Origin of the sequence: Collinsella sp. LCP19S3_F2, from assembly GCF_052121015.1 — a bacterium.
Taxonomy (GTDB): Bacteria; Actinomycetota; Coriobacteriia; order Coriobacteriales; family Coriobacteriaceae; genus Collinsella.
The window spans coordinates 76485-99194 of the sequence record NZ_JBQKFA010000007.1; the positions used below are offsets into that span (position 1 = coordinate 76485).

The following is a 22710-nucleotide window of genomic DNA, read 5'->3' on the forward strand; positions in this document are numbered from 1 at the left end:
GTATTACTGCTGCTTTGGCATCAGCGGATTCTCACGCGTGAGGAGATTCATAAACTCCTCGCCCGTGATCGTCTCCTTCTTGTACAGATAACGAGCCAGCTCGTGGAGCTTAAACTTGTTCTCCTTCAGGATCTGCAGGGCGCGGTCGTGCGCATCCTCGATCAGCTTGGCGACAATCGCGTCCACGCGCTCGGCCGTACCGGGGGCGCAGGTGAGCGACGTATCCTGGTTAAGGTACGCGTTCTGCACGGTACCGAGCGCCATCATGCCAAACTCATCGGACATACCAAAGCGCGTCACCATGTTACGGGCGAGCTTGGTGGCCTGCTCGATATCGTTAGCGGCGCCGGTCGTCATCTCACCAAAGATGAGCTCCTCGGCTGCACGGCCGCCGCAATAGACGGCGAGCTTGTCCAGGATCTCCTGGCGCGTGGTCAGGAAGCGCTCATCCTCCTCGACCTGCATGGTGTAGCCCAGAGCACCGCTCGTGCGCGGCACGATGGTGATCTTCGTGACCGGCGCAGAGCCCTTCTGGCGAGCGGCAACGATGGCATGACCGATCTCGTGGTAAGAAACGACCTGCTTCTCGTGGTCGGACAGCACCGTGGACTTGCGCTGCTGACCGGCGATGACGACCTCCACCGACTCCTCAAAGTCGTCCTGCGTGGCGCGCTTGCGACCCTCGCGGACGGCACGCAGGGCGCCCTCGTTGATGATATTGGCCAGGTCGGCGCCCGAGGCACCGGGCGTGGCGCGGGCAATCGCGGTCAGGTCGATCGGCGGCTGCGTCTTCACGCTCTTGGCATGCAGCTCAAGAATGTTCTTACGGCCGGTCAGGTCGGGCAGCTCAACGGGGATGCGGCGATCAAAACGACCGGGGCGCAACAGGGCCGGGTCAAGGCTGTCGGGACGGTTGGTGGCAGCGAGGACGACGATACCCTTGTGGTTATCGAAGCCGTCCATCTCGGTCAGCAGCTGGTTGAGCGTCTGCTCGCGCTCGTCGTTGCCACTAAAGCCGCCGCCGTCGCGCTTCTTGCCGATGGTATCGATCTCATCGATAAAGACGATGCACGGGGCCTTTTCCTTGGCCTGCTTAAACAGATCACGAACCTTAGCGGCGCCGCGGCCGACGAACATCTCAACAAACTCAGAGCCCGAAATACTAAAGAACGGCACACCAGCCTCGCCCGCCACAGCCTTGGCAAGCAGGGTTTTACCGGTACCCGGAGGGCCGACAAGGAGGGCACCGCGCGGCAGCTTGGCGCCAATCTCCTCGTAGCGCTGCGGCTTCTCCAGAAAGTCGACGACCTCCTTGAGGGACTCCTTGGCCTCTTCCTGGCCAGCAACATCCTTAAAGGTCACGCCCACGTCCTTGGAGGCAATCACACGCGCGCCGGACTTGCCCAGTCCACCGCCGCCAAAACCGCCGCCGCCAAAGTTCATCGACGGACCGTCATCACCCATGGCCTTCTTCATGCGGCGGTTGAGCCACCAGCCGATCAGGAAGAAAATCGCCATGGGAAGAATGAGGGTGAGCAGGTAGTAAGTCATCAGACCCGAGTTCTTATCGGGAACGACCGACTCAAGCGAGGCGCCAGATTCAAGCACGCGATCGGTAAAGCCCGCATCATTCGGCACACCGGTCGTCTTGTAGGCGATGTTCTCGTCCTCGCCCTTCTTGGTGTAATAAATCGAGTAATCGTCCGTGTTGTACTCGACCTTATCGACGCTCTTCTTGTCGAGCGCTTTGACAAACGTCGAGTAATCGGTCTTCGTAATCTGCTGCGTGTGACCGATGTTGGGGAACAGAACGGTCGAGAGCACGAGGTAGACGACGAAGGCGATGAGCACGTAGAGGATCATATTCCGTCTACGTTTGTTGTCATCCATCTCCATCTGCTTGAACTCCATCTACTGGGGTTGATAATGCTAACTAGAATACCCAACCCGGCCGGCGATAAACCGACACCGGGCACGAAAGGACAGAGATGGCATCACTGGAAGTCGGCAAGGTTCAAATCTATACGGGCGACGGCAAGGGCAAGACAACGGCTGCGCTGGGGCTCGCGCTGCGCGCCACGGGCTATGGACTTAACGTGCTCGTGCTTCAGTTTGCCAAGAAGCTGCACTGCGCCGAACATGACGCAGCTCCTCGATTGGGGCTTTGCATCGTACAAGCCGACCGCGAAACGCCCGAAGCCTGTGCCGCACAGATCATGGAGCTGGCGCGCGAGCAGATTAGCCAAGTCGACGTGCTGATCTTGGATGAGCTGGGAGAAGCCATGCGACGGGGCTTTGTGACGCGCGAAGATGTCGAAGCGTTGATCGCCATGAAACCAACCACCACGGAGCTCGTGCTCACTGGCCGCGGCTTGCTGCCCCTCGCCGACCTTGCCGACCTCGTAACCGAAATGCGCCCCGTCAAACACTACTTCGACGAAGGCCTCCTAGCCCGCCAAGGCATCGAATACTAATTGATCCAAAGGGGACGGAGGAAAACGAATCATCGACATCACCACGGAGAGCAATGATCCGTTTTCCTCTGTCTCATACGGATCATTAGGCAGTGGCACGGCCTAGCCAGTTGCCGCTGTGGTGGTAGATGGTGAACATCGTGGCCGTGATGAGCCAGGTTACGGGGTAAACCAGCAGCAGGAGCTCAAGCGACGGATCGAAAGGCATGATCGCAAACACCCAGATCACCCTGAGCACGACGGTGCCGAAAATCGTGAGAATCATGGGCTGCAAACTCACGCCGGCACCGCGAATGGAGCCCGACGCGTTTTCGATAATCGAGAAAATCGCATAGAACGGCGCAATAAAATGGATGATGGTCGTGGTGTACGCCGAGATCGAAGCATCGTCGACAAACAGACGCGACAGAGGACCCGAGAACACCAGCAGCACGGCAGACAGGCCACCAATGAGCATAAACGACAGCACGAGCGACGTATGGTAGCCCTTGCGCATGCGCTCGTAGTTGCGCGCGCCAAAGTTCTGTGCCGAGAACGTGGTGATCGACACGCCAAGCGCCTCGGTAACCATCCAGACAATGCCATCTAAGCGGCCCGAAAGACCCCAAGCCGTGGTGACATCGGCACCAAACGAGTTGACCGACACCTGAATCAAGACGTTGGAAATCGAATACGCAGCAGACTGAAAGCCAAGCGGCAGACCACACGAGATCATGCTCTTGCAAATACCAGGATCAATGCCGAGTTTGGACAGTGAAAGCCGCCACGCACCCGGTGCGTGCATCATGCGAATCACGATCATCGTGGCGTTGGAGCAAATGGTCAGCGCCACCGCGATGCCGCAGCCCAGAGCCTCCATATGCAGCACGGCAACAAAAATGATATCCAGTACCACATTAACGAGGCAGCCGGAAGCGATGATCACGGCAGGTCCACGCGTGTCGCCCACGGCGCGCAGCAGCGCGGTGCCCATATTGAGCAGCAGCGCCGCAACCATGGCGGCAAAATAGCAACGAGCATAGGCCACACCCTCGGCCAATAGTTCATGCGGCGTATTCATAAGCACCAGCATGGGCTCAACGAACACTATGCCCAGAATCGAGACGACGATACCGCCCAACAGAGCGAGCGTCATGGCCGTATGGACCGAACGACTCAGTCGCTCATCATCGTGCTGGCCAAAATACTGACCCGTAATAACAGCACAGCCGGCGCCAACACCGACGCAAAAACCGATGCAGAGCTCCGTGAGCACCATCGTGGCCTGAATGCCGCCCAACGCGAGCTTGCCGCCAAACTGACCGACGATATAGGTACCGATAAGTGTGTAGGCCTGCTGAAAAAACGAACTAAAAAAGATGGGAACGCACAGCGAAAGCAACTGCTGCCAAATAACACCCTGTGTTACATCGATAGCCGTAGATTTCTTAGCCACACTCCCTCCCCACCAGCGCACGTCAAACAACAAAACGTCAATTTTATGACCAAAGCCGACACCAGCTTAGCACCGACCGGCGTCAACCGAAACACACGGAATCAGAGCCCGGTGCAAAATATCTGTCTAGTGATACAGTCCCGGCTGGTAGTGATACTCGTTGCTCACGTGCGGACACAACTGCCAAAAAGCGACAGCACTCGCCGCGGCCACGTTGAGCGAATCGACCCCGTGCGCCATCGGAATACGCACAGCCCGGTCACAGCCCGCGATGGTCTTGGCGCCCAGGCCGGCGCCCTCGGTGCCCATAAAGATCGCCAACCGGTCAATCTCCCGCAACGCGGGATCGTCCAACGACACCGAATCATCCGTCAATGCCATGGCGGCACAGGAAAAGCCGGCATCGTGCAGCGCCGCCAGCCCATCATGCGGCCATACGCGCGCCTCGCTGCCAATGCGCGTCCAGGGCACCTGAAACACCGTGCCCATGCTCACGCGGGCCGAGCGGCGGTACAGCGGGTCACAGCAAGTGGGGCTTACCAAAATGCCATCGACATTCAACGCTGCCGCCGAGCGGAAAATCGCACCCACATTAGTATGGTCGACAATACCCTCGAGCACGCACACGCGCACCGGGCGCTCACCCGCCACCTCGACGACGCCGCCCAAGAACTCATCAACCGGAATCTGACGCGGGCGACGGAACGCCGCGAGCGCACCGCGCGTCACGTTAAAGCCCGTCAACTGCTCCATGAGCTCCATGGAGGCCACGAACACAGGAACTGGACTTGCGCCCTCGCGTACAACCAGACGCTCGAACAGCGGCATCATCTGATCGAGCCAGCGCTCACCCAAAAGAAAGCTCACCGGCTCGTATCCGGCACGTACCGCGCGCTCGATGACCTTGGCGCTCTCGGCGATAAAGATGCCCTTTTGCGGCTCCAGTACGCAGCGCAGCTCGCGCTCCGTCAGTCGCACGTAGGCGTCGAGCCGCTCATCATTAAGGGAATCGATTCGCAGCACCTCAACGGCATCAGTCATAGCAGCCAGCCCGTACCCTTCTTTACAGCACATCTATACCAAACGAGGCGACGCTAAGCGCCGCCCCATGCATTCAATCAACCCGGTGATACCGTTCACGCCAGACGATTTAAGCATCAACGCGACGATATGTCACGAACTCATAATCGAGGCCTTCGTCACCCTCGCCCGCGGCAATCGTGGCAACCCCGTCGCGCCGCGCAACTTCCCACGCAGGATCGACATCCAAATTGGGAAAATACGTGTCCACGGCATGGGTGCAATGGTTGTGCGTGACCTCGGCCTCCACGCAGTACGGCAAAAACTGCCGATAGACATCGCCGCCACCGATCACCCACGCAACAGGTTCATCGGCCACGGCGGCCAAGGCCTCGTCGATACTATGCACCACGTCGACGCCCTCGGGGGCAAAGCCCTCGTCGCGCGTGAGCACAATGTTGCGGCGTTTCTTAAGCGGACGCCCGCCGGGAAAACTCAGCAGGGTCTTGCGTCCCATAATGACCGGGCAACCTTTGGTGCACGCCACAAAATGGCGCATGTCGGCACGGTTGGACACGACCATGTCACCCTCGCACCCAATGCCCCAGTCATCGCACACGGCGACAATGGCAGAAAGCTTACACGTCATGCGCGTCACCTACACCGCAATGGGGATGTTCTTGACCTGCGGGCCGTGCTCATAGCCCTCAACGATCAAGTCGTCGGTCGTAAACGCGTAGAAATCATGCACATCGGGGTTGAGCGTTACCTTAGGAGCCGCAAACTGCGGACGCTCGATAAGCTCGCGGACGATATCGACATGACGGTCGTAAATATGGGCATCGGCGATCACATGCAGCAACTCGCCAGCGATCATATCGACCGACTGCGCGACCATCATCAGCAAAATGGCGTACTGGCACACATTCCAGTTGTTCGCGGCCAAAATGTCCTGGCTGCGCTGGTTGAGAATCATGTTGAGTGTGGGCTTGTCGTCCTGCGGGCGCTGCGTGACGTTATAGGTCACGCTGTAGGCGCACGGATACAGGTGCATCTCGGACAGGTCGCTAAACACATACGTGTTGGTCATGATGCGACGGCTGTACGGCGTGTATTTAAGATCGTACAGCACACGGTCCATCTGGTCAAAGTCACCCTCGGCATAATGGCTCTTCTGGCCAATCTGATACCCGTAGGCCTTGCCGATGGAGCCGGTCTCGTCGGCCCACTCATCCCAAATATGACTGTTGAGGTCATGCACGTTATTGGACTTCTTTTGATAGATCCATAGAATCTCGTCCATGGCAGATTTGAGGGCCGTACGACGCAGGGTAAGCGCCGGAAACTCCTCACGCAGGTCGTAGCGTGCCGTAACGCCAAAGTTTTTAATGGTATAGGCAGGGGTGCCGTCCTCCCACACCGGACGAACCTTTTGGCCCTCGGTAGTGGTGCCATGGTCCAGAATATCGCGGCACATGGCTACAAACTGTTGATCAGCTTTGCTCATTGACCCTCCTGTCAGTCGCCTATAAGCGATTTTTATTGTAGCCCAGGCGCGCAGCATCGAATTGCACACTTGGGGCGGCACACGCAATGCACGGCAGTACGGCACCGCATTCGCAAATGCTGCACCTTTAGCTTTTTTGACATATGACAAAAATAGCTTGAAAGGTTTCGTATACGCGCTATCCTATTGTTGACATATGTCAGATTTGGAGAGTGTATGGCAGGAAGACGCGAAAAATTGCGCCGTGTTGGGATCATTCCCGAATATCGCGGCTTTACCCCTGACGGCCTTGCCAGCGGAGACGCCATCGACATGACGGTCGATGAGCTCGAAGTCCTACGGCTTTGCGACCTGGAGGGCCTCAATCAGGAGGCCGTCGCCCAGCAAATGGGCATCGCCCGTGCCACCGTGGCGGCCATCTGCAGCCGCGCGCATCGCAAGGTGGCAAACGCGCTGGTCAACGGGCGAGCACTTAGTATCGAGGGCGGCAATATCGCATACTCCCCTACACCTACGACGACGGCCATATGGCCAGCAAAGGAGGTCGGCACCATGAGGGTGGCAACGACGTACGACAACGGCAACATCTTTATGCACTTTGGCCGCACCGAGCAGTTCAAAATCTATGACATCCAGGATGGCAAGGTACTCAACGAGCAGGTCGTAGGCACCGGCGGCACTGGTCACGGCGCCCTAGCGGGTCTGCTCGCCAACGGTGGCGTCGATACGCTCATCTGCGGCGGTATCGGCGGCGGCGCCATCAACGCGCTCACCCAGGCAGGCATCACGGTCTATGCGGGCGCCCAGGGCAGCTGCGACGCCTGCGTCGAGGCCCTCATTGCCGGCACGCTCGCGCAGACCGGCGAGGCCACCTGCGACTGCCATGGGCACGAGCACGAGCACGCCCACGAGCATGGCGAGTCCTGCGGCCGCCACGGCCACCACGACCATGATGGGCACGAGGGCTGCGGCTGCCACTAGTGGCAAGCGCCTCAACGTCAACACGCTTCCGCGCGTGAGAAAACCTGCGAACGAACGGCGAAGGCCGCCTGGAGTACCATCCAGGCGGCCTTCGCCCTACTCGACTCAACCAGTCGTTACTTTTTATTACGCATCTGCGCTTCCATCTGGCGCAGCAGGTCCATATCGGACTTGGGACCACCTGTTCCCAGGCCACCCAGGCCGCCCATGCTGCCCAGGCCCATGGCATCCAGACCGGGAATATTGGGCATGCGCATCTTTTTGCCTTTTTTACCCTTCTTGCCCTTCTTGCCGCCGGCTTGCGCCTGGTTGGCCATCGAGCGCATGCGGCCCATCATCTTGTTCATCTCGCCCCACTGCTTCATAAGGCTATTGACCTCGGTGGGGGTCACACCAGCACCCTTGGCGATGCGGGCGCGACGCTGGCCGTTGATGATGGAAGGACGCAGGCGCTCCTCCTTGGTCATCGACATGATGATGGCCTCGTTCTTGTCGAAGATGCCCTCATCCAGGTTGCCGCCCATCTGGTTGAGCGCGCGCTGGCCGCCGGGAAGCATGCCCAGAATGCCCTTCATACCGCCCATCTTCTTGACGGCCTTCATCTGGTCGAGCATGTCGTTCATGGTAAAGCCCTCGCGCAGCATGCGCTCGGCAGCCTCGAGCTGCTCGGCATCGGCTGCCTCCTGGGCTTTCTCGATAATGCCGACGACGTCGCCCATGCCCAAGATGCGCTTGGCCATGCGATCGGGATAGAACGGCTCCAGCGAATCGGGCTTCTCGCCCATGCTCACGAACTTGATGGGCTTGCCGGTCACCTGGCGCACCGAAAGCGCGCCGCCGCCACGGGCATCGCCGTCGAGCTTGGAGATGATCACGCCGTCAAAGTCGGTGCGCTCGGCGAAGGTCGAGACAACGTTGACGATATCCTGGCCGGTCATGGCATCGACGACCATCAGCACCTGATCGGGCTTGACGGCCTTCTTGATGTCCACGGCCTCCTGCATCATCTGCTCGTCGATCTGCAGACGACCGGCGGTATCGACGATGACCACATCGCGCAGGTGGTCGACGGCCTCCTGGATGGCGCCCTTGGCAATATCGACCGGGTGCTCGCCGTCACCGCGGAAGACCGGCACGCCGATCTCTCCACCAAGCGTGGCCAGCTGGTCGGCAGCGGCGGGACGGTAGACGTCGCACGCGGCGAGCAGCGGCGAGCGGCCCTGCTTCTTGAGCAGGTATGCCAACTTTACAGCCGCCGTGGTCTTACCGGAGCCCTGCAGGCCCACGAGCATAATGACGTTGGGAATGCGGTTGCTAAAGACGAGCTTGCTCTCGGTGGAGCCGAGCATCTCGGTGAGCTCGTCGAGCACGATCTTGACGACGTTTTGCGCCGGCGTCAGCGATTCCATGACCTCGGCGGTCATGCAGCGCTCCTTGGTCTTGGCGACAAACTCCTTGACGACCTTAAAGTTGACGTCGGCCTCGAGCAGCGCCATGCGAATGTCGCGCATGGCCGAGGTGATATCGGCCTCGGTCAGCTTGCCCTTGCCGCGCAGGCGGTCAAATGTGTCGTTGAGGCGATCGCTCAGAGAATCAAACACTGGTCACTCCTTAGTTGGACTCGCCCACCAGGGCGCGGCAGAAATCTTTGGCATTAAACTCCTGCAGGTCATCGACCTGCTCGCCCACGCCCACGCGCAGGATCGGGAGCTTGAGCTTCTCGGCCACGGCCATGGCGATACCGCCCTTTGCCGTGCCGTCGAGCTTAGTCATGATAATACCGTCCAGACCCAGCGCCTCATTAAACTCGAGCGCCTGGTTCAGGCCGTTTTGGCCCGTCGCGGCATCGATCACGAGGACGACCGAGACGGGCATGGGGCCGGCGGCCATATTGGCGGCGCGCTTACGCGTCACGTTGACCACCTTGGCAAGCTCGCGCATGAGCTCGGGGCTCGTATGCAGACGACCGGCGGTGTCGATGAGCACCAGGTCGCTGCCGCGCTTATCGGCCTCGTCGAGCACGTCGTAGCAAACGCTTGCCGGGTCTGAGCCGCGGTCGCGCTTTATGACGGGGACGCCGGCTCGCTGGCCCCACACATCGAGCTGTTCGATGGCGGCAGCGCGGAAGGTATCGGCCGAGCCGATCACGACGTTCTTGCCACGGGCGGCCATGGCGCTCGCGATCTTGCCGACCGTAGTGGTCTTGCCGGCACCGTTGATGCCCACAAACAGAACGCAGCTCGGCGTGTCGGCGAACGGATCGCGCTCGACGGGTACAAAATGCTGCTCGAGCTGCTCGGCCAGGGCCCGACGTAGTTGCGGGGCGGTTTTGAGGTTCTTCTTGGCCGCGGCATCACGCAGGTCGTCGGAGACCTGGATGGCGACCTCGGCACCCATGTCACCCATGACGAGGGTGTCCTCTAGGTCCTCCCAAAAATCCTCGTCGACCTCGCCGCCAAAGTAAAAGACCTCGTTGAGGGCCTCGCGGCTACGCTCAAGTCCGCGCGAGAGAGCATCGAAGAATCCCATTATGCATTCACGACCTTTCCGGTTTCGCGATCGAGTTTTTGCGAGACGACGCGACTGACGCCGTCAGCTTGCATCGAGACGCCGTAGAGGACGTCAGCGTCCTCCATAGTACGGCGCTGATGCGAGATAACCAAGAGCTGCGTATCGGAACGCAGCACGTCGAGCGCGCCGATGAGCTTGGACAGGTTGGCGTCATCGAGCGCCGCCTCGACCTCGTCCAGCACATAGAACGGCACCGTACGCGTGCGATACACGGCAAAGAGCAGGGCAAGCGCCGTCAGGCTCTTCTCGCCGCCCGACATGAGCATCATCTTGGTGATGCGCTTGCCGCGCGGCTGCGCCACGACCTCGATGCCCGTCTCGGCCGGGTGCTCGGGGTCGGTCATCTCCAGATGTGCCTGGCCACCCGGGAACAGCATGGCGAAGATCTCGCGGAAGTTCGCATCGACCTTTTCGAAGGTCACCAGGAAGGCTTTACGCATCTTGCGGTCGATGGCCACGGTAATCTTGGCGAGCGCCTTGCGCGCGCTCTCCAGATCGGCCAGCTGCTCCTCGATGTAATCGGCGCGGCGCTTGAGCTGCTCGTACTCCTCCATGGCAACCTGGTTCACAGGGCCCAGGTTGTTGATCTGGCGCACGAGCTGGTTGAGCTCGCGCTCGGCGGCGTCGCGATCGGTGGGAGCAGGAAGCATGAGCGCTTCCTCAAGCACCGTGGTGCCATCGGCGGTAATGGCCTTGATGGCCGCCTCTACCTGCACCTCGAGCTTGCCGCGCGCGACCTTGAACTCGTTTTGTGTCGCCGTGGCGGCATCGACCCGCTCCTTGGCGCGGGAGACCTCGGCCTTGGCATCCTCGATGGTTTTCTTGAGCGAAGCCGAGTCTGCCTCCTCGAGTGAGGCCTGGTCACGCAGGCGCGCGGCCCAATCAGATGCACGCTCCAGCAGGGCCGAATAGCGCTCGTGCATGGGATCGACACGCAGGCGCAGCAGCTCGAGCGAGCGCGAAGCCTGACGTGTTCCGCGGATACGGCGGTCAATGCCCTCCAGGCGATGCTCCAGATCGGGCACGCGGCCCTTCAGCGAACGCAGGCGCTCGCTCGTCTGGGCCAGGCGCACCTTGGCATCGGCGAGCTTACCGGCTGCCTCGGAATCGTCACGGCGCACGCGATCGAGCTCGTCGTTGGCTTCGGCAATCTGGAGACCCAGGTCGCTTGCCTGCGCACGGGCCTCGTCGCGCGAACGGGTGAGCTCGTCAACGCGCGGGCGCGCGGCGTTCACGGCCTCGGCCGCCTGCTCGCGGCGCCTGGAGATGCGCGCACGCTCGACCTCGGCGTTGTTGGCGCTTTGCTCCAGGCGGCCAATCTCGGAGAGCAGCGAGCGGCGCTCGCCCTCAAGACGGGCGATCTCGCCGGCGGCATCACCCTCGGCGGCACGCGCCTCCTCGACGGCCGCATTGGCCTCGATAACCTGGTTCGACACATGCTCAAAAACGGCAGCCAAATCGGGCTCCAGGCCTTCGAGCTCGCGAATGCGGCGCTTCCGCTCCAGGGCACCCGAGGCCTCGCCGGCATCGAGCCCCACGCGCACCAGGCCACCAAAGCTCACGCGAGCGCCATCGGGCGTCACATAGGTCACACCGTCAACGACTGGTGCCGCCAGCGCACAAGGCAAGTCATCGACCACGTAATAGCCGCCGAGCAGTGCCTCGACAATCGGGCCATAACCGGCACGCACGGACAGGCGATCAACCAGACGCGAACCGGCAGCGCCCTCGGCAGCAGCAGAGCCGCTCACAGCACGCGCCACCAGCAGTGCCTCGCCCGAGGCCTTCTTTTGGTCCAAAGCCGCACGACCGGCACGCTCAAGCGTGGCGGCGTCATCAAACAACAGGGCATCGATATCGCCGGCAAGCAGCTGCTCGACCAGGCCCTCAAGCTCACGCGGCGCCTCGAGCACGTCGCCCAGACGGCCCGTTACGTCATCGCCCAATGCCCCTACCAGACGGCTCACCAGCGGCGAGCTATCGGCCATACGGGCATCGAGCTTCTTTTGGCTCGCAAGCTCAGAGCGCACCTCGGACAGCTTGTTGCGCGACTCGCTCTCACGGGCGCGCAAGTCCTTCAACGCCGCACGGGCGACCTCGGTGGCCTGGCGCGCATCGGCCTGGGCTTGGCGAGCCTGATCGAGCGCGCCGTCGAGCTCCTCGGCGCGGTCGCGACGACTCTCGAGCGAGGCCGTGACCTCCTCGAGCTGCTCGTCAATCTGCTCCAGGCGCGAGGCGTACATGTTGTCCTCGACCTCGGCATTACTCAGCGAGTCTTTCACCTTGGCAAGCTCGAGCGCAGCCTTGTCGGCCACGCGCTGCACATCGCGTTGCTCGCGCGTAAGCTGCGAGATCTGATTGTCGAGCGCAACACGGCGCTCGTGGAGCTCGGCGGCGGCAGGGCCGGCGGCGTCAACGTCGTCCTGGGCCTGCATGTGCGCACCGGTCACTTCCTCTAGCTGGGCACGTGCATCCTCGAGCTCCTCGACCACGCGACGACGCTGATGCTCGGAGCTCGAAATCTGGCCGCGCATATCGGACAGGCGCGACACCATATTGTGGCCCTTTTCCTCGAGCAGGCGCATATCGGAGTTAATACGGCCGACCACATCTTGCATATGACGGCGCTGCTCGCCCAAGTCACCCACAAACAGGCCCTTTTCCTCGAGCATCACCTGGAGCTTCTCGAGCTCGCGCTCCTTTTCGCCCAAACGGTACTGCGCAAGCTCCAGCTCGGCGGCACCCTCTTTGGAACGGCTCTCCAGATCGTTCCACTGCGACTGCAGCGAACGAAGCTCGTCAACGGCCAGCATCTGCGTAAGCTCGTTCGCGCGCGAGGACAGCTCTTTGTACTTGCGCGCGCGATCGACCTGACGCTCCAACGGTCGCAGCTGACGGGCAATCTCCTTATTGATGTCGCGGGCACGAGTAAGGTGCTCGTCCATCGACTTAATCTTTTTGAGCGCACGCTCCTTGCGGCGCTTGTGCTTGGAAATGCCGGCAGCCTCCTCGATAAGGGCGCGGCGCTCCTCGGGACGGCTCTGCAAAATGGCATCGAGCTTGCCCTGGCTGATAATGGAATGCGTATCCTTACCCAAGCCCGAATCGTGCAAAATGTCCTGGATATCCATCAGGCGGCACGGACTCGAGTTGATGAGGTATTCGCTCTCGCCCGAACGATACATGCGGCGGGTGATGGCAACCTCATCAAAGTCGACAGGCAGCACATGGTCCGAGTTATCGAGCACCAGCGTGACCTCGGCAACGCCCACCGGCTTGCGCGCCGACGAGCCCGAGAAGATGACGTCCTCCATGGCCTGGCCGCGCAGCTGCTTGGCGCTCTGCTCACCCAGTACCCACAGAATCGAATCGGAGATATTCGATTTTCCCGAGCCGTTAGGACCGACGATGACGGTCAGGCCCGGCTCAAACGTCATATGGGCGCGGTCGGCAAACGACTTGAACCCTTTGAGCGTAAGGGACTTGAGATACACGGTTCCTCGCTTAAACGGGCTTCTTGTTGAGAATCACACCGTTGGTGGTGTAACCCATGCGGTCGAGCGCCTCGAGTGCAGCGGCTCCCTCGGCCTCTTTCTTAGAGGCGCCGGTGCCGCGGCCCTGACGGATACCGTCGACAAGCACCACGGCGGTAAAGGTGGGCGCATGTGCCGGGCCCTCGGAGCCTACCAGCTTGTATGCCGGGGGCTCGTGACCGTCTGCCTGCACGCACTCCTGCAAGAACGACTTGGGGTTCGCGGGGTGCTCGGCACGCTCGGAGGCCAAATGGGGCTTAAGCGTGCGGTGGATGAACTCCGCCGCCGCATCCCAGCCGGCATCGAGGTACAACGCACCCACGAGCGACTCATAGACGTTCTCGAGCGCCGAGTTAAGGCCGCGCGCGCCGGTACCGGTCTCGGAGGCGCCAAAGATGATGATGTCGTCGATGCCCAGCTCGTGCGAAACCTCGGACAGCGTGGCACCCGAAACAAGCGATACCTTCAGACGCGTGAGCTTGCCTTCATCGAACTCGGGATAAGACTCAAAGAGCGAACGGGCAACCACGGCGCCCAGAATGGAGTCACCCAAAAACTCAAGCCGTTCATAGCTGGCAGAGACCGGCTGCCCCTCTACTGCCGAGGGGTGGGTGAGCGCCGCGCGTAGCAGCACCTTGTTATTAAACTCATGGCCCAGGATTTCCTGAGCGCGCGTGAGTCGTTGAGATAAAGCCAAGACCTAGGCCTCCCTGGCGTTTTCGATAGCGTCGACGGCGTCGGCAACGGAGGTGAGCGACAACAGGGTCTCGTCATCGATTTCGAGGTCAAACTCGTCCTCGATGGCCGTCACCAGCTGCAGGCGCTCGAGCGAATTGGCATCGAGGTCGTCAAAAGTCGTCTCATCACTGATCTCGGCAACGTCAACGCCCAGCACGTCGGCAGCGATCTCAGCGATCTTGTCAAAGATTTCGGAGCGATCCATAGCGCATCCTCTCATAAGTCGTGGAATACAATGTGTCGCGCGGGCGGAAGCCGCATTGCAGCACGGCTCCGATTCTACCCCACGATGCATAGCTTGAGCCACGTAACGGAGCTCTTGCTAAACGATACCTTCCATGGAATTGGCAATGCTTTCGATAAGCCCGGCTCGAACGGCCTGAGCCGCGGCGAGCGTACCGTTCTTAACGGCTTCGGCCGACGTGGCGCCATGGCCAATCAAAACGACGCCGCGAAGGCCCAGCAGGATCGCGCCGCCCTTGGCATCGCCCGAGAGCTTGGCTTTAATCTGGCGCATCTGCTTTTTGATGAGCAGCGCGGCGATCTTGGTACCGAGCGAAGACATAAAGGCGCCCTTGAGCTCTTGCATCAAAAACTTGGCAGCGCCCTCGGTTGCCTTGAGCGCAATATTGCCCGACATGCCGTCGGCGACCACAACGTCAAAATTGCCCGACGTAAGATCGGTGCCCTCGCAGTTGCCCACAAAACCGGGGACCGCGGCTTTCATAGCCGGGAAGCACGCCTTGGTAAAGTTAGAACCCTTCTCGTCCTCGGTGCCGTTGCCAAGCAGGCCCACACGCGGATGTTCGATGCCCAAGACCACGCGGGCATAGGCTGCACCCATCTGGGCAAAGCGAACCATGTCGTCGACCTCGACATCGGGGTTGGCCCCCATGTCACACAGTACCGTAAGGCCACCGGCGCGGTTGGGCAGCGCATTGGTGAGGCATGGACGCACCGGCTGCTTCTTACCCTCTACCAAATATTTAAACGGCGTCACGTAGGCGGTGGCGGCAGCCGTCATGGCGCCGGTCGACCCCGCGGAGAAAAACGCGTCCGCGTTGCCCTTCTTAATAGCACGGCAGGCAAGCACGATCGAAGACTTACGCTTGGTCATCACGGCGCGGATGGGATCGTCGTCCATGGCGATGACATCGGGGGCCTCCAGAGCCTCCACGCGCGCGTGCGCCGCGGCAAAGGGGTTGACGATATCGGCGGGGCCAACAGCAATGACCTCGATATCGGGATCGTCGGCAAGCGCGGCCTCAATACCGTCGAGGACAACTTGGGGCTTCTCGTCTCCGCCCACAACGTCTACACAAACGCGAACGTTACTCATTTCAAGTGCTCCTTATACAAAAATGGCCGACTCATTGAGCCGGCCATTGTGGTTCCAGTTGGAACGGCATCGTATCCAGAGTATACAGTTACTCGGTAACGATAACCTCGCGGTCCTTGTAGAAACCGCAGCTGGGGCACACGTGGTGCGGGAGCTTGACAGCGCCGCAACGGGGGCACGTGGACTGAGCCGCAGCCGAGATCTTCATGTTGGCGGAACGACGGGTATGGGTACGGATACGACCCTGCTTTTGTTTAGGTACGGGCATAGTGACCTTCCTTATGAACTATCCAGTGTGGCGATTACGCGCAAGTAGCGATACTACCACATTTTTACTCATCAAGATTGAGATTCTTCAATGCTGCAAATGGATTTTCCGTGGCAGCGGCCCATTCGGCCTCGGCCTGGGCGGCGCAATCGCATTGCTCGACGTTGAGATTGATGCCGCAGGTGGGGCACAGGCCGCGGCAATCGGGCTTGCAGAGCACCACAAACGGCGTGTCCATGACAACGGCGTCGTTAATGGGCTCCCCCAGATCGACAATGCGGTCCTCGCCCAAAAGCTCGTAACCGTCCTCGTAGGCCTCGGGATCCTCGGGCTCCTCAAAGAGGTAGAACTCCTCGATCTCGCCGGCGATATCAAACGAGGCGAGCTCAAGGCAGCGGTCGCATTCGCCGGTGGCGTGCGCTCGAACCATACCGGAGAGCAGAACACCGGTGCCCGCATTGGTAAAAACCACGTCGTAAGCAATGCCGTCCTGCAGCTGGTACTCCTTCTCGCCCACCGTGTAGGTGGCGACATCGACCTTGCCGGTCAGCGGATACGAGTCTCCGGGAAACTCGAGCTGCTCGGAAAGATCGACGGTAACGCTCGGGAACTCAGCCATTACCACTGACCGTTCTGCTGGGCGGCACCCTCGTTGAGCTGCTGACGGCAACGGGTAACGGTGCCGGTCAGGCTCTTGAGGTTCTCCTCGAGGTGCGTAAAGACCTGCTCGGCATAATCCTCGGCCGCATAGCGCGTCTCGCGCTCGTACTGCTGGGCACGATCACGGATATCGTCGGCCTGCTGCTGCGCCAAGCGGACGATCTCCTGCTCACCGGCAATGGTGAGTGCCTGCTGCTGAGCATCGGCAATGATGGAATCGGCCTGAGCGGCGGCGGAAGCCATAAGCTCGTCGCGCTCCTTGAGGATGCGACGGGACTTCTGCCACTCCTCGGGATAGCTCATACGGATCTCGTCAAGGATGTTAAAGAAGACGTCGGCATCGATAACCTTCATCTGGGCATTCTTGCCGAACGGCGTCTTAGCCTCTTCGATGAGCCCCTCGAGCTCCTCGACAAGGCTCACGATCCTGTCGCCAGGAAAATTCTCGCCCGGCATCCGGTCTCCTTTCATAGGTAACATGTCATCGTGTTAGTTTACCACATGCCATCAGGCAATATGAAACGTCACGAAAAGCGATGTTTAAGCGCTTCGACCACATTGGGCGGCACAAACGTCGACACATCGCTTCCGAGCGATGCGATCTGACGAACCACCGAGCTCGAGATATAGCCGTACTGCGGCGCACTCATGACAAAAATGGACTCAAGCTCGTTGTCCAGGCGATAGTTGAGGTCCGCCTGCTGCAGCTCGTACTCAAAGTCGGTCATGGCGCGCAGGCCCTTGACCACAGCACCCGCACCCTGCTCACGGGCAAAATCGACCAACAGGCCGGTAAAGGGCAGTACCTCGACACCGTCAATATCGCCCAGGGCCTCGCGGGCCAACGCCACGCGCTCATCAAGCATAAAGGTGGTGCCCACGCCGTTTTTGCCCTGCGACTCCGCCACGGCGACAATCACGCTGGGAAAAATGCGGCGGGCGCGGCGGATTACATCGATGTGACCAAACGTGATGGGGTCAAACGTACCCGGAACGATCACGCGGTTGATAGTGTCATTCATGGGTATCCTCCAAAGGCACGTCCTCGTCAATATCGCTGTCATTAGCATGGTCGCACTCGTCCGCGGCCACCCAGCGCAGCAAGTCAACCGAGGTAATGCCGTAGCGTTTCTCTCGCACGGTCTCAAAACCAGCCGGATGAGCGCCCGCGTCGCTTGCGGCATGCTCAAACAGGGCAAAGGCCCCTGGTGCCAGCAAGCCCTGCTGGGCAAGATTGCGCAGCAGCTCCTCGACCGGCTCGGCGCCAAAGGCATAGGGCGGATCGAGCAAGACCAGATCAAAGGGGCCGCCCGGAACACGGCCGCGCGAGGCGCTCGCCAACACATCGCCGGTAACGACGCGCCAACGCGAGCGGTCGCGACACAGCGACTCGATATTCTTAGTGATCAGTCGGGCGGCATTGCGATCGATCTCGAACGTGATGAGCGAGCGAGCGCCGCGCGAGAGCATCTCGATTCCCAGGGCACCGGAGCCGCCAAAGGCATCCAGCACGCGGACCTCGTCCAGATCGAAATCGAATGCCGACATGACCATGGACGCACATGCCTCGCGCACGCGGTCGGTCGTGGGACGGGTGACATCGCGCCCACGCGGCTCTTCGATCTTGCGGCCGCGCCATTCACCGCCGATGATTCTCATCCTCCGCTGACCTCCTTGAAGATATGTCGATAACGCGTGGCGACCGCATCGCGCAAGGGACGCGTCGCCACGGAGTCAAGGTTGCAAGCATACCGCAAGAGCTCGACCGCGTCCAAATGGGCCCATTCGATAAGATCCTCGTCGGCGTCCAGGTCCACAAAACGCAGGGTCACACCGCCATGTTGGCGATAACCCAAGATTTCGCCCTCGTGGCGCAAACGCAGGTCCATCTGCGCAAGTGCAAAACCGTCAGAGGTCTTTTCGAGCGCCCGCAGGCGGTCTTGCGCAGCAGACACGCCGCCATTGCCCTTGGAATGCGTCATGACCAGGCACGTGCCCGACACGCTGCCGCGGCCCACGCGGCCTCTAAGCTGATGCAGGGCTGCCAAGCCAAAGCGCTCGCCGTTCTCGATAACCATGACGGTGGCGTTAGGTACGTCGACGCCCACCTCGACCACCGTAGTCGAGACGAGCACGTCGATCTCGCCGCGCTTAAAGGCGTCGATCACGCGGTCCTTCTCCCCCGCCGGCATGCGGCCGTGAAGACGCTCGACGGAAAGCCCCGGCAATGCCAGACGCAGGCGGTCGAGCTCGGTCGCGGTGTCGTGCAACGGCACGGGCACCGTCACGCGACCTTCATCGTCGCGAGCAATGCCAGGAACGTCTTCCAAATCGTCCGCGGAGTCACTCGGCTCCACAAGCGGGCAGATAACGTAAGCCTGCTGTCCTTGAGCATGCGCCTCGCGAATGGCACCGTAAGCCAGGTCGCGGCTCGACTCGGTGAGCACGCGCGTCGAGACGCCGGCCCCGGGAACGGGGCGATGACGAATGATGGACGTGTCCAGGTCGCCATAGACCGAGAGCGCCAGTGTGCGCGGAATAGGCGTGGCCGTCATAACGAGCAAGTCCGCACCTGGGCCTTTGGCACGCAGGGCATTGCGCTGCCCCACGCCAAACCGATGCTGTTCGTCGATAACGACGAGTGAAAGATGTTTAAACGTTACGTTATCCGAAAGGACCGCATGGGTACCAAAGAGCACATCGAGCTCACCAGACTGCAGCTGTGCATGGATGCGCTCGCGCTCGGCGGCCGGGGTAGCACCCGTCAGGAGCGCCCAGGACATACCGGCCTGCGAGAGCAAAGGGCCGGTCTTATCGGCATATTGACGCGCCAGCACGCCCGTGGGTGCCATGACGCAGGACTGGGTACCCGAATCGGCCGCGACTGCCAGCGCGCAGGCGGCGACGGCGGTCTTGCCGGTACCGACATCGCCCAGCAGCAAGCGGTTCATCACGTGGTCGCCATCGCACATGTCATGCAGGATGTCTTGGAACGCGGCCTCCTGCTCGTCGCTCAGCGAAAACGGCAGGGCCCGCCTAAGCGCCGTCAAATGACCACCCGCGGTATGGGTGTAGGGAACCACCTCGACCATACCGCCGTCGTTGCGCAGACGAAGCGCCAGCTGAAGATAGAGGCATTCCTCATAGGCAAGCCGTGCGCGCGCGATATCGCGCTCGGCCATACTCGAGGGAAAGTGAATCGAACGCAGCGCACGGGCGCTGCTCATAAGGCGGCGCTTGGCGCGCAGGGGCGCGGGAATCGGGTCGAAGGGATTGCCGACAATCTCGAGCGCGCCGCTCACGATACGGCGCATCCAAGCCTGGCTCACACCGTCGCTCACATAGTGAACCGGAAGGATGGTGCCCGCGGCACGCCCGTCCTCGAGCTTTTCGAAATGCGGCGAGGCCATCTGCTTAAAGCCGTAGGCAAATTCGACCTTACCCATCACGGCCAGGCGGTCGCCCTGCTTGAGCTGCTGGGCAATCCAGGGCTGGCGGAAAAAAGCGACTTGTAGCACGCCCGTCTCGTCCACAAGCGAGACCTCGGTAACCTGCATACGCGGGCGGGGCTGCTTTTGAACGATACGATCGACCGTGGCGACGATCGTGCACACCGTACCGATAGGCGCCATCTCGATGGACCAGGAGCGTGTAAAGTCCAGATATCGATGAGGGATATGGAGAAGGAGGTCCCCCACCGTCCTAATTCCCAGACGGCGAAGGGCCTCCTCACGTTTACCCGAAACATATTTGAGTCGCGCGATATCCTCGTCGAGCGCATTGCTCTGGGCAAAGCGCTCCGAGACGCGCGGCACGGAGCACAGCTCGGACATGGGCAGATGCCTACTCGATCGAGAAGATCACGGGATAGAGCGGCTGCTCGCCACGATGGGCGTCAATCTCCAGGTCGGGCTGAGTCTCCTCGATGGCGTCGACGATCTCCTGGAAGGCCTCATCGGACAGCTCCTCGCCGGCCAGAATCGTCAGCGCGTCGCCCTCCTCTTCCTCCTGCATGCGGTTGATGCAGTCGAGCGTGACCTGCTTCACATCAGAGCCGACCACGTCGATGGAGCCGGCAATGATACCCATGACGTCACCGGAGTGAATCGGCGAGCCGTCAGAGGCGCTGGAATCGCGCACGGCACGGGTGACCTCGCCATCGCGAACCTCGCTGATGGCATCGACCATGGCGGCGACGGCGTCCTCGAGCTCGGAATCGGGCAGCACCGCGAACAGAGCGGAGAACGCCTGCGGAACGGTCTTGGTGGGAACCACGGCGACCTTTTTGTCGGTGCAGGCAGAAGCGGCAGCCTCGGCAGCCATACGGATATTGCCGTTATTGGGCAGGATGATGACCGAAGTCGCGTTGACCTGGTCCACCGCGCCCAGCAGGTCGGCGGTCGAGGGGTTCATGGTCTGGCCACCCGAAACGACCACGTCGACGCCGAGGGACTTGAGGATGTCGGCCTCACCGGAACCGGCGGCAACGGCGACAAAACCCAGGGCCTTGGCGGGCTCGGCGGCCTTTTGCTGGTCCTCGTGGATCTTAGCGGTACGGTCGTGGGCCTCCATCTCCATGTTGTGGATAAAGACCTCGTAGATCTGGCCAAGCTGCAGCATGTGCTCGAGCACCAGGTTGGGGGTGTTGGAGTGCACGTGGATCTTGTAGTCGGGGTAGGCGCCCACGAGCAGCTCGCAGTCGCCCATGGAACCCAGGAACTTAAGGCACTCGTCCTCGTCAAACGGGGCGTCGGCCTTAAAGAGGAACTCGTTGCAGTAGCGGAACTCCGAGCCCTCCCAGTCGTCGTTGGCCTCGATCTCAACGCGACCGAGGGCCGCATCGCGGGCAGAGCCAGCGGAATCAAACGTGGTGGAGAAATCCTCGACAACGGTGCTGCGGCCCAGAGCAGCGGCAACAAAGTTTTCCAGGAAGATGGCGAAGCCAAAGGCGCCGGAGTCGACCACGCCGTTCTCCTTCAGAACGGGCAGCAGGTCGGGCGTGCGAGCCACAGACTGGTAGGCCTCGACGACGATGGCGTCGAGCGCGTCCTCGGCCGAGAACTTCTTCTTCTCGCACTCGTCGGCCTTGGTCGAGACGTCGCGCAGGACCGTAAGAATCGTGCCCTCGATGGGCTTGCGGACGGCCTGGAAGGCGACCTTGACGGCGCGACGGAAAGCATGCGCGATGTCGGCAGACGTGATGGGCTCATCGACAGAGACGAGGCCCTCGGCCACGCCGCGCAGGATCTGCGAGGTGATAACGCCGGAGTTGCCGCGGGCGCCCATGAGGGAGCCGTGGGTGATGGCGCCGGCGATGGCCTCCATATCGGCATCGGCGGGAAGGGCGGAAAGCTCCTTGGTCACCGAGGCGAGCGTGAGCGACATGTTGGTGCCGGTGTCGCCGTCGGGCACGGGAAAGACGTTGAGTTTATTGATCTCCTCGGCCTTGTCGGAAACGGCAGCCGCAGCGATCGGAAAACAGGTGCGAATGGTCTTTACAATCATGAGTATTTGAATCTCCGTTTTCGGATGCTAGTTCAGACGGCTCTTGAGCGCGTCGATGTGAATGCCGATCTTAAGGCTGGCGGGATCGATCTGGGCGATCTCCTGCAGGGTGAAAGCAACGGAGCTCGAAAGATTGTGGCAGACGGACTTCATGTTGACGCCGTTCTCGAGCACGACGTGAAGGTCGACCGTAAGGCCGTTCTCGTCGGCGGAGACAAGCACGCCCTTGCGGAGGCGCTGACCGGCAAGCAGGCGCACGCTCTCGGCGCCCTGGAGCTGCTCGGCCATACCGACGACGCCATAGCACGTCATCGCGGCATAACCGGCAATATCGGCAATAACGTCGTTCGAGACGCTCAGGCTGCCGTTAATGGTCTCAGACACAAGAATCTCCTTATCTGGTGCTCGCGGCACCATGTCGTGGGAGCAATCATTGCAATATTCTACAACGACCGCGCCATGTTGAGGTGGTGGGTCGCGGGATTACATCCTCGACACGAAATGTTGATATGGCAACGTTTGCGTTAAGCAATCGCGGCATGAAAAAACCCGCCGCAAAAGCGACGGGTTTTACAATCTGGCTCCCCGGGTAGGACTCGAACCTACAACAGCGCGGTTAACAGCCGCGTGCTCTACCATTGAGCTACCGAGGAATTTAAAGCCCAGCAGATTGGGCTGA

Annotated in this window: 21 protein-coding genes and 1 tRNA gene; 2 read left to right on the forward strand and 20 right to left on the reverse strand. The window is 60.9% G+C overall.

Annotated elements, in window-relative coordinates; all coding sequences use genetic code 11:
• Nucleotides 1–3: 3 nt before the first annotated feature.
• Nucleotides 4–1896, reverse strand: coding sequence for an ATP-dependent zinc metalloprotease FtsH (ftsH, locus tag ACTQX9_RS07040; RefSeq protein ID WP_195838531.1), 1893 nt, complete (start codon nucleotides 1894–1896; stop codon nucleotides 4–6).
• A gap of 92 nt (nucleotides 1897–1988) precedes the next feature.
• On the opposite strand from ftsH, the gene ACTQX9_RS07045 reads away from it, so the two are divergent.
• Complete coding sequence (locus tag ACTQX9_RS07045) at nucleotides 1989–2474, forward strand: cob(I)yrinic acid a,c-diamide adenosyltransferase (protein ID WP_441540853.1); 486 nt, start codon at nucleotides 1989–1991, stop codon at nucleotides 2472–2474.
• 85 nt (nucleotides 2475–2559) lie between these two features.
• Here the strand turns inward: ACTQX9_RS07045 and ACTQX9_RS07050 are convergent, their stop codons facing one another.
• The 4 genes from ACTQX9_RS07050 to thyA all read right to left on the reverse strand — a co-directional run bounded on the left by ACTQX9_RS07050 (nucleotide 2560) and on the right by thyA (nucleotide 6436).
• Nucleotides 2560–3909: an MATE family efflux transporter gene (locus tag ACTQX9_RS07050; RefSeq protein ID WP_441540854.1), complete on the reverse strand. Its 1350-nt coding sequence runs from the start codon at nucleotides 3907–3909 to the stop codon at nucleotides 2560–2562.
• A 126-nt stretch (nucleotides 3910–4035) separates the two neighbouring features.
• Nucleotides 4036–4950, reverse strand: coding sequence for a TrmH family RNA methyltransferase (locus ACTQX9_RS07055; RefSeq protein ID WP_441540855.1), 915 nt, complete (start codon nucleotides 4948–4950; stop codon nucleotides 4036–4038).
• A gap of 109 nt (nucleotides 4951–5059) precedes the next feature.
• The gene (locus ACTQX9_RS07060) at nucleotides 5060–5578 is read right to left on the reverse strand and encodes a dihydrofolate reductase (RefSeq protein WP_154515467.1); all 519 of its coding nucleotides are present in this window, start codon (nucleotides 5576–5578) and stop codon (nucleotides 5060–5062) included.
• Nucleotides 5579–5587: 9 nt separating this feature from the next.
• Nucleotides 5588–6436 (reverse strand): thymidylate synthase, encoded by an 849-nt coding sequence (thyA, locus tag ACTQX9_RS07065; RefSeq protein ID WP_441540856.1) that lies wholly within the window; start codon nucleotides 6434–6436, stop codon nucleotides 5588–5590.
• A gap of 216 nt (nucleotides 6437–6652) precedes the next feature.
• On the opposite strand from thyA, the gene ACTQX9_RS07070 reads away from it, so the two are divergent.
• Nucleotides 6653–7417 carry a NifB/NifX family molybdenum-iron cluster-binding protein gene (locus ACTQX9_RS07070; protein ID WP_441540857.1) on the forward strand — a complete coding sequence of 255 codons (765 nt, stop codon included), beginning with the start codon at nucleotides 6653–6655 and terminating at the stop codon, nucleotides 7415–7417.
• Nucleotides 7418–7533: 116 nt separating this feature from the next.
• Here ACTQX9_RS07070 and ffh read toward each other — a convergent pair whose 3' ends face one another.
• The 15 genes from ffh to ACTQX9_RS07145 all read right to left on the reverse strand — a co-directional run bounded on the left by ffh (nucleotide 7534) and on the right by ACTQX9_RS07145 (nucleotide 22684).
• The gene (gene ffh / locus ACTQX9_RS07075; RefSeq protein WP_441540859.1) at nucleotides 7534–9018 is read right to left on the reverse strand and encodes a signal recognition particle protein; all 1485 of its coding nucleotides are present in this window, start codon (nucleotides 9016–9018) and stop codon (nucleotides 7534–7536) included.
• A gap of 10 nt (nucleotides 9019–9028) precedes the next feature.
• Nucleotides 9029–9946, reverse strand: coding sequence for a signal recognition particle-docking protein FtsY (gene ftsY / locus ACTQX9_RS07080; protein ID WP_271807278.1), 918 nt, complete (start codon nucleotides 9944–9946; stop codon nucleotides 9029–9031).
• Nucleotides 9946–13482 carry a chromosome segregation protein SMC gene (gene smc / locus ACTQX9_RS07085; RefSeq protein WP_441540861.1) on the reverse strand — a complete coding sequence of 1179 codons (3537 nt, stop codon included), beginning with the start codon at nucleotides 13480–13482 and terminating at the stop codon, nucleotides 9946–9948. The genes ftsY and smc overlap by 1 nt, the downstream gene beginning before the upstream one ends.
• 10 nt (nucleotides 13483–13492) lie before the next feature.
• Entirely contained in the window at nucleotides 13493–14218 is a 726-nt protein-coding gene (gene rnc, locus ACTQX9_RS07090; RefSeq protein ID WP_154515455.1) for a ribonuclease III, read from the reverse strand.
• A gap of 3 nt (nucleotides 14219–14221) precedes the next feature.
• Nucleotides 14222–14464, reverse strand: coding sequence for an acyl carrier protein (locus tag ACTQX9_RS07095; protein WP_441540863.1), 243 nt, complete (start codon nucleotides 14462–14464; stop codon nucleotides 14222–14224).
• 117 nt (nucleotides 14465–14581) lie between these two features.
• Nucleotides 14582–15598 (reverse strand): phosphate acyltransferase PlsX, encoded by a 1017-nt coding sequence (gene plsX, locus ACTQX9_RS07100; RefSeq protein WP_441540865.1) that lies wholly within the window; start codon nucleotides 15596–15598, stop codon nucleotides 14582–14584.
• 88 nt (nucleotides 15599–15686) lie between these two features.
• The gene (gene rpmF / locus ACTQX9_RS07105) at nucleotides 15687–15866 is read right to left on the reverse strand and encodes a 50S ribosomal protein L32 (protein WP_022094017.1); all 180 of its coding nucleotides are present in this window, start codon (nucleotides 15864–15866) and stop codon (nucleotides 15687–15689) included.
• Between the two features lie 64 nt (nucleotides 15867–15930).
• Nucleotides 15931–16485, reverse strand: coding sequence for a YceD family protein (locus ACTQX9_RS07110; RefSeq protein ID WP_154515446.1), 555 nt, complete (start codon nucleotides 16483–16485; stop codon nucleotides 15931–15933).
• Nucleotides 16485–16982, reverse strand: a complete 498-nt coding sequence (locus tag ACTQX9_RS07115) for an ATPase (RefSeq protein ID WP_154515443.1) — start codon at nucleotides 16980–16982, stop codon at nucleotides 16485–16487. Before ACTQX9_RS07115 ends, ACTQX9_RS07110 begins: the two co-directional genes overlap by 1 nt.
• A gap of 68 nt (nucleotides 16983–17050) precedes the next feature.
• Entirely contained in the window at nucleotides 17051–17548 is a 498-nt protein-coding gene (gene coaD / locus ACTQX9_RS07120; RefSeq protein ID WP_154515440.1) for a pantetheine-phosphate adenylyltransferase, read from the reverse strand.
• Entirely contained in the window at nucleotides 17541–18185 is a 645-nt protein-coding gene (gene rsmD, locus ACTQX9_RS07125) for a 16S rRNA (guanine(966)-N(2))-methyltransferase RsmD (protein ID WP_154515437.1), read from the reverse strand. The genes coaD and rsmD overlap by 8 nt, the downstream gene beginning before the upstream one ends.
• Nucleotides 18182–20359: an ATP-dependent DNA helicase RecG gene (gene recG, locus ACTQX9_RS07130; RefSeq protein ID WP_441540868.1), complete on the reverse strand. Its 2178-nt coding sequence runs from the start codon at nucleotides 20357–20359 to the stop codon at nucleotides 18182–18184. Before recG ends, rsmD begins: the two co-directional genes overlap by 4 nt.
• Before the next feature lie 10 nt (nucleotides 20360–20369).
• Nucleotides 20370–22031, reverse strand: coding sequence for a DAK2 domain-containing protein (locus ACTQX9_RS07135; RefSeq protein ID WP_441540870.1), 1662 nt, complete (start codon nucleotides 22029–22031; stop codon nucleotides 20370–20372).
• Nucleotides 22032–22058: 27 nt separating this feature from the next.
• Nucleotides 22059–22448 carry an Asp23/Gls24 family envelope stress response protein gene (locus ACTQX9_RS07140; RefSeq protein ID WP_187361832.1) on the reverse strand — a complete coding sequence of 130 codons (390 nt, stop codon included), beginning with the start codon at nucleotides 22446–22448 and terminating at the stop codon, nucleotides 22059–22061.
• Nucleotides 22449–22609: 161 nt separating this feature from the next.
• A tRNA-Asn gene (locus ACTQX9_RS07145) sits at nucleotides 22610–22684 on the reverse strand.
• Nucleotides 22685–22710: the final 26 nt, after the last annotated feature.

Coding starts and splice junctions, on each gene's coding strand:
- ACTQX9_RS07060 (WP_154515467.1), bottom strand. CDS start 5,578: ATGACGTGTAAGCTTTCTGCCATTGTCGCCGTGTGCGATGACTGGGGC.
- ACTQX9_RS07095 (WP_441540863.1), bottom strand. CDS start 14,464: ATGGATCGCTCCGAAATCTTTGACAAGATCGCTGAGATCGCTGCCGAC.
- ACTQX9_RS07115 (WP_154515443.1), bottom strand. CDS start 16,982: ATGCCGGGCGAGAATTTTCCTGGCGACAGGATCGTGAGCCTTGTCGAG.
- rsmD (WP_154515437.1), bottom strand. CDS start 18,185: ATGAGAATCATCGGCGGTGAATGGCGCGGCCGCAAGATCGAAGAGCCG.
- ACTQX9_RS07045 (WP_441540853.1), top strand. CDS start 1,989: ATGGCATCACTGGAAGTCGGCAAGGTTCAAATCTATACGGGCGACGGC.
- recG (WP_441540868.1), bottom strand. CDS start 20,359: ATGTCCGAGCTGTGCTCCGTGCCGCGCGTCTCGGAGCGCTTTGCCCAG.
- ftsY (WP_271807278.1), bottom strand. CDS start 9,946: ATGGGATTCTTCGATGCTCTCTCGCGCGGACTTGAGCGTAGCCGCGAG.
- coaD (WP_154515440.1), bottom strand. CDS start 17,548: ATGAATGACACTATCAACCGCGTGATCGTTCCGGGTACGTTTGACCCC.
- ftsH (WP_195838531.1), bottom strand. CDS start 1,896: ATGGAGATGGATGACAACAAACGTAGACGGAATATGATCCTCTACGTG.
- thyA (WP_441540856.1), bottom strand. CDS start 6,436: ATGAGCAAAGCTGATCAACAGTTTGTAGCCATGTGCCGCGATATTCTG.
- ACTQX9_RS07070 (WP_441540857.1), top strand. CDS start 6,653: ATGGCAGGAAGACGCGAAAAATTGCGCCGTGTTGGGATCATTCCCGAA.
- ACTQX9_RS07055 (WP_441540855.1), bottom strand. CDS start 4,950: ATGACTGATGCCGTTGAGGTGCTGCGAATCGATTCCCTTAATGATGAG.
- ACTQX9_RS07140 (WP_187361832.1), bottom strand. CDS start 22,448: ATGGTGCCGCGAGCACCAGATAAGGAGATTCTTGTGTCTGAGACCATT.
- rpmF (WP_022094017.1), bottom strand. CDS start 15,866: ATGCCCGTACCTAAACAAAAGCAGGGTCGTATCCGTACCCATACCCGT.
- plsX (WP_441540865.1), bottom strand. CDS start 15,598: ATGAGTAACGTTCGCGTTTGTGTAGACGTTGTGGGCGGAGACGAGAAG.
- ACTQX9_RS07135 (WP_441540870.1), bottom strand. CDS start 22,031: ATGATTGTAAAGACCATTCGCACCTGTTTTCCGATCGCTGCGGCTGCC.
- ACTQX9_RS07110 (WP_154515446.1), bottom strand. CDS start 16,485: ATGGCTGAGTTCCCGAGCGTTACCGTCGATCTTTCCGAGCAGCTCGAG.